The 7,596-nt window shown below is 73.1% G+C and carries 7 protein-coding genes; 4 read left to right on the top strand and 3 right to left on the bottom strand.

All coding sequences use genetic code 11. The features are described 5' to 3' along the window. The coding region (locus JZ5iCDA_RS04155) for a choice-of-anchor A family protein (RefSeq protein WP_069385995.1) at window positions 1-1,423 on the bottom strand (1,423 nt) is incomplete at its 3' end. A 260-nt stretch (window positions 1,424-1,683) separates the two neighbouring features. On the opposite strand from JZ5iCDA_RS04155, the gene uvrB reads away from it, so the two are divergent. From uvrB to JZ5iCDA_RS04140, 3 genes are all read left to right on the top strand, one after another. Further along, on the top strand, window positions 1,684-3,792 hold the full coding sequence (gene uvrB, locus JZ5iCDA_RS04150) for an excinuclease ABC subunit UvrB (protein WP_069385994.1): 2,109 nt from the start codon (window positions 1,684-1,686) through the stop codon (window positions 3,790-3,792). Between the two features lie 33 nt (window positions 3,793-3,825). Then, window positions 3,826-4,254, top strand: a complete 429-nt coding sequence (locus JZ5iCDA_RS04145) for a VOC family protein (RefSeq protein ID WP_069386003.1) — start codon at window positions 3,826-3,828, stop codon at window positions 4,252-4,254. 256 nt (window positions 4,255-4,510) lie between these two features. Further along, window positions 4,511-5,536: a TerC family protein gene (locus JZ5iCDA_RS04140; protein ID WP_069385993.1), complete on the top strand. Its 1,026-nt coding sequence runs from the start codon at window positions 4,511-4,513 to the stop codon at window positions 5,534-5,536. A 122-nt stretch (window positions 5,537-5,658) separates the two neighbouring features. Here the strand turns inward: JZ5iCDA_RS04140 and JZ5iCDA_RS04135 are convergent, their stop codons facing one another. Continuing rightward, window positions 5,659-5,958, bottom strand: coding sequence for a YciI family protein (locus JZ5iCDA_RS04135; RefSeq protein WP_069385992.1), 300 nt, complete (start codon window positions 5,956-5,958; stop codon window positions 5,659-5,661). 120 nt (window positions 5,959-6,078) lie between these two features. On the opposite strand from JZ5iCDA_RS04135, the gene JZ5iCDA_RS04130 reads away from it, so the two are divergent. Next, complete coding sequence (locus JZ5iCDA_RS04130; protein WP_069385991.1) at window positions 6,079-6,822, top strand: peptidase E; 744 nt, start codon at window positions 6,079-6,081, stop codon at window positions 6,820-6,822. 19 nt (window positions 6,823-6,841) lie between these two features. Here the strand turns inward: JZ5iCDA_RS04130 and JZ5iCDA_RS04125 are convergent, their stop codons facing one another. Beyond that, on the bottom strand, window positions 6,842-7,510 hold the full coding sequence (locus tag JZ5iCDA_RS04125) for an MBL fold metallo-hydrolase (RefSeq protein ID WP_069385990.1): 669 nt from the start codon (window positions 7,508-7,510) through the stop codon (window positions 6,842-6,844). Between the last annotated feature and the right edge of the window lie 86 nt (window positions 7,511-7,596).

Here is a 7,596-nt window from a genome sequence, read left to right as displayed (position 1 = left end):
AGCGCGTCGCCCGACGACGGCCGCTCACCACGAGCAGGGCCGCGCCGGCGACCACGAGGACGGCCGCGGCCGACAGCGGGGTCGAGGCCGCAACGCCGGTCGTGGCGAGCCTCTCCGCGCGAGGGGTGCGACCGGTCTGCGGGGCCGGGAGCGTCCGCGCCACCGGGGCGGCGCGCTCGCCCGCCGGGGGCGGCGTGCGCCCGCCCACCTCGACGGAGCCCTCGGGTGCAGCCGGCTCCGGCGGCGCGACGGGCTCCGTGGGTTCGGCGGGTTCGGCGGGCTCGGTCGGCTCCGGCTCGTCGGGCCGTCCGGGGTCGTCGGTCGGTGCGGGCGACGTCGTGCTCGGTGCGCAGGGCGGCTCGTCCTCCTCGCCGACCCACGGGTAGCTGTGGTGCTCGAGGCCTGCCGGCCCGCCGACCGTGAGATCACCGCCGACCCACATCCGTCCGTTGGTGTGCGTGCGCTGCAGGACGACCGACCCCGGGTCCGGGACGAGCACGCTGCCCACGAGCTGGCTCGTCGTGGTGCCGTCACCGAGCTCCACGTGGGTCGCGCCCGCGAGGTTCCACAGCGTCCGGGACGCGACGGCGCCGATCGCAGCCCCGCTCGGGTCGTCGACGCGCGCGCCGAGGTGGTCGACCGCGGTGTGCAGGACGCGGTAGTCCACCTCAGGGCCCGCGACGTCGACGACGACGGGCGCGGAGCCCGTCCCGACGTACAGGACCGAGCGCGCCGCGGCGAGGTCCTGCGCGCGCACGTCGAACACGTGGACGTCCGCCGCGCCGGCGGCCGTCAGGGTGAGCAGGTCGCCGGAGAGCACGGACGTGCCCGTCGCGGGCAGGGCCGCGAGGTCGGCGCCGAGCGTCACGAGGGCGTCGCGCAGCGGGCCGAGCTCCGCGGCGACCTCCTCGCCCCCGTGGGCGAGGAGCGCGCCTCCGTTGGTCTCGAAGGCGTCGGCGGGAAGGATCGCTCCGCCGGCGACCACGTCGCCGCCCGAGGCGTCGGGACCGACGATGCCGTGGCCGACGTCGACGACGGAGCCCGTCGCGTCGATCGTGCCGCCGGCCACCAGCATCGCCGTGCCGGCGGGCGGGACGATCTGGGAGCCGCCGCCGGCGCGTCCCACGTTGAGTCGGTCCTGAGTCGCCACGCGGACGTCGCCGACGACCGCGAGGACGCCCTCCGACTCCTTCGTGCCCGGCAGCGCGGTGTAGTCGCCGCCGACCAGCACGGCGACGCCGTCGTCCGTGGCGCGCGGTGCCCCGGTCGAGACACCCGGGGCCTCACCGGCGGGGCACGCGTCCGACGGGTCGGCCGGAGCGGTGGCCGCCGACGCCGGGACGGTGAGAACGACGACGAGGCCGGGCACCGCGAGCGCGGCGGCGAGGCGGTGCGCGCGACGGCGGGCGCGGGCACGGGGCATGACGGACTCCAGAGCGGCCGGGGCGGTGGTGTCCCACCGCCTGCGTCGGCCGCCCCCTCGGCCACGGCGCGTGGCGCCGCACGACGACGGTAGGCGCTCGGTCGGCCGTCGTACAGCCGTGGCGCGGGTGATCTTGGACAGGTGTCCAGTGCGGCCGTGCTCCCGTGCTCCCGTGCTCCCGTGCTCCCGTGATCCCGCCGTCCCGGTCGCACGTCCCGCTGCCCGCGGCGCGTGTCGGTGCCGGGTCGTACCGTGGACCCATGCGCCCCGTGACCGACCTGCAGCGAGCCGCGGCACCGTTCGAGGTGATCTCCGAGTTCGAGCCGTCGGGCGACCAGCCGACGGCGATCGCCGACCTCTCGCGCCGCGTGCGCGCGGGGGAGAAGGACGTCGTCCTGCTGGGTGCGACGGGGACGGGGAAGTCGGCGACCACGGCGTGGCTGATCGAGGAGCTGCAGCGGCCGACGCTGGTCATGGCGCCGAACAAGACCCTCGCCGCCCAGCTCGCGACCGAGTTCCGCGAGCTGCTGCCGAACAACGCGGTCGAGTACTTCGTCTCGTACTACGACTACTACCAGCCCGAGGCGTACATCGCCCAGACGGACACCTACATCGAGAAGGACTCGTCGATCAACGACGAGGTCGAGCGGCTCCGGCACTCGGCCACGAGCTCCCTGCTCACGCGTCGCGACGTCGTCGTCGTCGCCTCCGTCTCGTGCATCTACGGTCTCGGCACGCCGCAGGAGTACGTCGACCGCATGGTGCGCCTCGACGTCGGGATGCAGGTGGAGCGCGACGACCTGCTGCGGCAGTTCGTCACCATGCAGTACTCGCGCAACGACATGGCGTTCACGCGCGGCACGTTCCGCGTGCGCGGCGACACCGTCGAGATCATCCCCGTGTACGAGGAGCTCGCGGTGCGCATCGAGTTCTTCGGCGACGAGATCGAGGCGATCCAGACCCTGCACCCGCTGACCGGCGACGTCATCCGCTCCGAGCAGTACGTGCACCTCTTCCCGGCCACGCACTACGTCGCGGGTCCCGAGCGCATGGAGCGCGCCATCACGTCCATCGAGGCGGAGCTCGCCGAGCGCCTCGCCGAGCTCGAGGCGCAGAACAAGCTCCTCGAGGCGCAGCGCCTGCGCATGCGCACCACGTACGACATCGAGATGATGCGCCAGATCGGCACGTGCTCGGGCATCGAGAACTACTCGCGGCACATCGACGGACGCGAGTCCGGCACGGCGCCGAACACGCTTCTCGACTACTTCCCCGAGGACTTCCTGCTCGTCATCGACGAGTCCCACGTCACCGTGCCCCAGATCGGCGCGATGTTCGAGGGCGACATGTCGCGCAAGCGCAGCCTCGTCGACCACGGGTTCCGGCTCCCGAGCGCGATGGACAACCGCCCGCTGCGCTGGGAGGAGTTCGTCGAGCGCATCGGGCAGACGGTCTACCTCTCCGCGACGCCGGGCTCGTACGAGCTGTCGATGGCTGACGGCGTGGTCGAGCAGATCATCCGCCCCACCGGCCTGGTCGACCCGGAGGTCGTCGTCAAGCCGACCACGGGCCAGATCGACGACCTCCTGCACGAGATCCGGGAGCGCGTGGAGCGGGACGAGCGCGTGCTCGTCACGACGCTCACCAAGAAGATGGCCGAGGACCTCACGGACTACCTCCTCGAGAAGGACGTGCGGGTGCGTTACCTCCACTCGGAGGTCGACACGCTGCGGCGCGTGGAGCTGCTGCGCGAGCTGCGCCTGGGCCAGTACGACGTCCTCGTCGGCATCAACCTCCTGCGCGAGGGCCTGGACCTGCCCGAGGTGTCGCTCGTGGCGATCCTCGACGCCGACAAGGAGGGCTTCCTGCGCTCGCCCAGGTCGCTCATCCAGACCATCGGCCGCGCGGCCCGCAACGTGTCGGGTCAGGTGCACATGTACGCCGACAAGATCACGCCCGCGATGGCGGAGGCGATCGAGGAGACCGAGCGCCGCCGCGAGAAGCAGATCGCCTACAACCGCGAGCGGGGCGTCGACCCGACGCCGCTGCGCAAGCGGATCTCGGACGTCACCGACATGCTCGCGCGCGAGGACGTCGACACGGCCGAGCTCCTCGCGGGCGGCTTCCGCCAGCCGGGCAAGGGCACGAAGGGCAAGGCGCCGGTGCCGGGCGGGCCGAAGGAGGGCGCGACGTCCGGCAACCGCCTCGCCGGTGCCGCGGCGAGCGACCTCGCGCAGCTCATCCAGGAGCTCAGCGACCAGATGCACGCGGCGGCCGCCGAGCTGCAGTTCGAGCTCGCGGCGCGCCTGCGCGACGAGATCGGCGGTCTGAAGAAGGAGCTGCGCCAGATGCACGCGGCGACGGCCTGACGCCGCCGTCGACCCGACGAGGAGGTGGGTGCCGTGACCGGTGTCCAGGTGACGTTCGACGCGGCCGATCCACGCGCGCTCGGCGCGTTCTGGGCCGAGGTGCTGGGTTACGTGCAGCAGCCACCCCCGGACGGCTTCGAGGACTGGGAGGCGGCGATGACCGCCTGGGGAGTGCCCCCGGAGCGGTTCGGCGACCACTACGCGCTCGTGGACCCCGACGGCGACGGGCCACGGATCTGGTTCCAACGGGTGCCCGAGCCGAAGTCGGCGAAGAACCGGGTCCACCTCGACGTGAACGTCGGCGCCGGCGTGACGGACGCGGACGAGCGGGCGGCGCGGATCCGGGGTCATGCGCGTCGCCTGGTCTCGTGCGGCGGTACGGTCCAGCGCGAGGTCGAGGAGAACGGCGAGCGCTGGATCGTCATGCTCGACCCCGAGGGCAACGAGTTCTGCCTCCAGTGAGTGCCGCTGCGCCCCGTGGCGCGCCGTCCCCAGGCGGCGACGAGATGCCGCGAGCAAGCCCTCGATGGCCTATGCTGGCACCTCGTTGAAGGGGAGTATTCCTCCGCGGTGACGTCGTCATCACGGCCGGCGCAGACGTCGGTCCGGTGTCACCGGTCCCGCAACCACCAGCCCGCGTCCCGTGCGGGTGCGCGTGGCGGTGCGTGGCGGAAGAGACCTTCGGTACTCGAACGCACCTACGTACCGGAGGTTCTACGTGGACGTCCCCATCTGGGTCTGGGCCATCACCGTCGGCGCCATCATCGCGATGCTCGCCGTCGACTACGTCGGCCACGTGCGCACGCCGCACGCGCCGAGCCTGCGCGAGGCGACCCGCTGGTCGATCGCGTACGTCGCGATCGCCGTCGCATTCGGTGGTGTCGTGTGGGCGGTCTGGGGCGGCACCTACGGCGGGGAGTACTTCGCCGGGTACATCACCGAGAAGAGCCTGTCGGTCGACAACCTCTTCGTGTTCGTCCTCATCATGACGAGCTTCCGCGTCCCGCGGGACTACCAGCAGAAGGTGCTGCTCATCGGCATCACCGTGGCGCTGATCCTGCGGACGGTCTTCATCTTCCTCGGCGCCGCGATCATCGAGAACTGGGCCTGGGTCTTCTACATCTTCGGCGCGTTCCTCATCTGGACCGCCATCTCCCAGGCGCGCGCGGGCACCTCGCACGACGAGGAGTTCCAGGAGAACGGCGTCCTGCGCCTGACCCGGCGCCTGTTCCCGACGACGGACACCTACGTCGAGGACAAGCTCACGACGAAGATCGACGGCCGCCGGTTCATCACGCCCATGCTCATCGTCATGGTCGCGATCGGCAGCGCGGACCTCCTGTTCGCCGTCGACTCAATCCCCGCGATCTTCGGCCTCACGCAGGAGACGTACCTCGTCTTCACCGCCAACGCGTTCTCGCTCCTCGGCCTGCGCCAGCTCTACTTCCTCATCGACGGCCTCCTCGACCGGCTGGTCTACCTCAACTACGGCCTCGCCGCGATCCTCGGCTTCATCGGCGTCAAGCTCGTCATCCACGCGCTGCACACCAACGAGGTCCCGTTCATCAACGGTGGCGAGCACGTCACGGCGATCCCCGAGATCTCGACGTCCGTGTCGCTCGGCTTCATCGTGGTGGTGCTCGCCATCACGACGGTCGCGAGCCTGCTCGCCGACCGGCGACGGCGCGCCCTCGTGGCGACGGAGGACCGTCGCGAGCACCCGAGCCCCGAGCGCGCGGAGTGATCCACGAGCTCCCGCTCTGGTTCGAGTGGGCGTCGCTCACGGCGCTGGGGGCCGCGCAGGACGTCGCCCAGGTGGGCGCCCGCGACGAGGCCTGAGGCGCGACGAGGACCGGGGCCCTGCGGTCAGGCGCGGTCGGCCCAGTCGCCGATGACGGGCGACCAGGGCCGCACCGTCCGCTCGGCCACGAGCCCGGCCCGCGCGAACGGGTCGGCGTCGAGCATCGCCACGACGGCGGCGTGGGAGTCCGCGTCGAGCACGATCAGCGCGCCCGCCGGCGCCTCGTCCGTCGCGGGCAGCGGGCCGGACGCGAGCAGCGTGCCGTCCTCGCGCAGCCCCTGGAGGAAGGCGCGGTGCTGCGGGCGGACCGCGTCGAGCTCGGCGGGGCGGTCGGGGTAGACGTACGTCACGGCGTGGATCGGCATGACGCCATCCAAGCAGCCCGCGGGCGACGGGTCGCACGCGCACGACGCGCCGCTCGTCGGTCGCCACGCAGGGCGGTCGCGGTCTGGCGGCTCTCCGCGCACGCCACGTAGGGTCGCGGCGTGCGCGGTCTCACGATCCTGGCGACGTCCGGCGGGTACGCACCAGGGCGTCGGACGCGGCTCGCGCTCGGGCCGCTCGTGCACCACGCCGCAGATCTCTCGGGAGTCGACGGCACGCCGCGCGTGTGCCACGTCGGGACCGCCGGCGGCGACCAGTCGTGGTTCCGGGCCGACCTCGACGAAGCGGCCCGCGTGGCCGGCGTGCGCATGTCGCACCTGTCCCTCTTCAGCATGCCGAACGTCGAGGACGTCGAGGGCCACCTGAGGGCGCACGACGTCGTCTGGGTCGGGGGCGGCTCCGTCGTCAACCTCCTCGCGGTGTGGCGTGCGCACGGGCTTCCCGCCGTGCTGCGTTCGGTCGGGGAGGCCGGGGTGGTGCTGGCGGGCATCAGCGCCGGCTCGCTGTGCTGGCACGTCGGCGGCCCGACGGACTCCTTCGGTCCCGAGCTCCGCCCGATGACGGACGGCCTGGCCTTCGTGCCGTACGGCAACGGTGTCCACCACGACTCCGACCCCGGGCGTCGCCCGCTCCTGCACCGCATGGTCGCCGAGGGGACCCTCCCCACGTCCTACGCGACGGACGACGGGGTCGGCCTGGTGTACCAGGGCGGCCGGCTCGCCGGCGCCGTCACCGAGCGGCGAGGTGCGGCGGCGTGGGAGGTGCGGCGCACCCGCGGGCCGGACGGTGAGACGGTGGTCGACGAGGGACGGATCGAACCCACCGCGCTGCGCGGCGCCCGCTGAGCGGTCGGCGCCGGGACCCTCACCAACCGCGGGCGCGCCAGCCGGCGAGGTGCGGTCGCTCCGCCCCGAGGGTCGTGTCGGCGCCGTGGCCGGGGTAGACCCACGTGTCGTCGTCGAACCGGGCGAAGACACGTTCCGTCACGTCGTCGAGCAGCCGGCCGAAGCGCACGGGGTCGTGGTCGGTGCTGCCCACGCCGCCGGGGAAGAGCGAGTCCCCGGTGAACAGGTGGACGCGCCCGGCCCGGGCCTCGGGCCCCGCTGCGTGCTCGGGCTCGCGGTAGGCGAGCGCGACCGAGCCGGGCGTGTGCCCGCGCAGCGCCACGACCTCGAGATGGACGTCGCCGACCGCGACGGTGTCGCCGTGGGCGAGCGCCCGGTCGGTGCGCACCCCGGTCGCGGCCGTCACCGCCGCGGCGTCGTCGGCGCCGACCGCCACCCGTGCGCCGGTCGCTGCCACGACGTCGGCGAGCGCGCCGACGTGGTCGCGGTGCCGGTGCGTGGTGACGACCGTCTGCAGCGGGCCGTCGGGGCGCGCGGACGCGACGAGCAGCCGCTCGCCCGTGCGACGGCACGTGAGCAGGTAGGCGTCGTTGGCCATCGGCCCGACGGCGAGCTTGCGGATCTCCAGCTCCTCCAGCACGCGCACGTCCGCCGGCCCGCCCACGACCACCTCACCCGTGTACGTCATCGCGCCAGTGTGCCGCAGGACGTGGACGCCGCGGGACGTCGATGTGGACGTGCGCACCGCGGGACGTGAGGGAACGGAGGAGGGGC

The sequence above is a fragment of the Cellulosimicrobium cellulans genome (assembly GCF_001722485.1).
Classification (GTDB): Bacteria; Actinomycetota; Actinomycetes; order Actinomycetales; family Cellulomonadaceae; genus Cellulosimicrobium; species Cellulosimicrobium cellulans_A.
The sequence above is the reverse complement of the archived record's forward strand: the minus strand, read 5'-3'. Positions and strand labels throughout refer to the sequence as shown.

Excerpts from the sequence above, each read along its gene's own strand:
- uvrB (WP_069385994.1), top strand. The coding sequence starts at position 1,684 with ATGCGCCCCGTGACCGACCTGCAGCGAGCCGCGGCACCGTTCGAGGTG.
- JZ5iCDA_RS04135 (WP_069385992.1), bottom strand. The coding sequence starts at position 5,958 with ATGCCGATCCACGCCGTGACGTACGTCTACCCCGACCGCCCCGCCGAG.
- JZ5iCDA_RS04125 (WP_069385990.1), bottom strand. The coding sequence starts at position 7,510 with ATGACGTACACGGGTGAGGTGGTCGTGGGCGGGCCGGCGGACGTGCGC.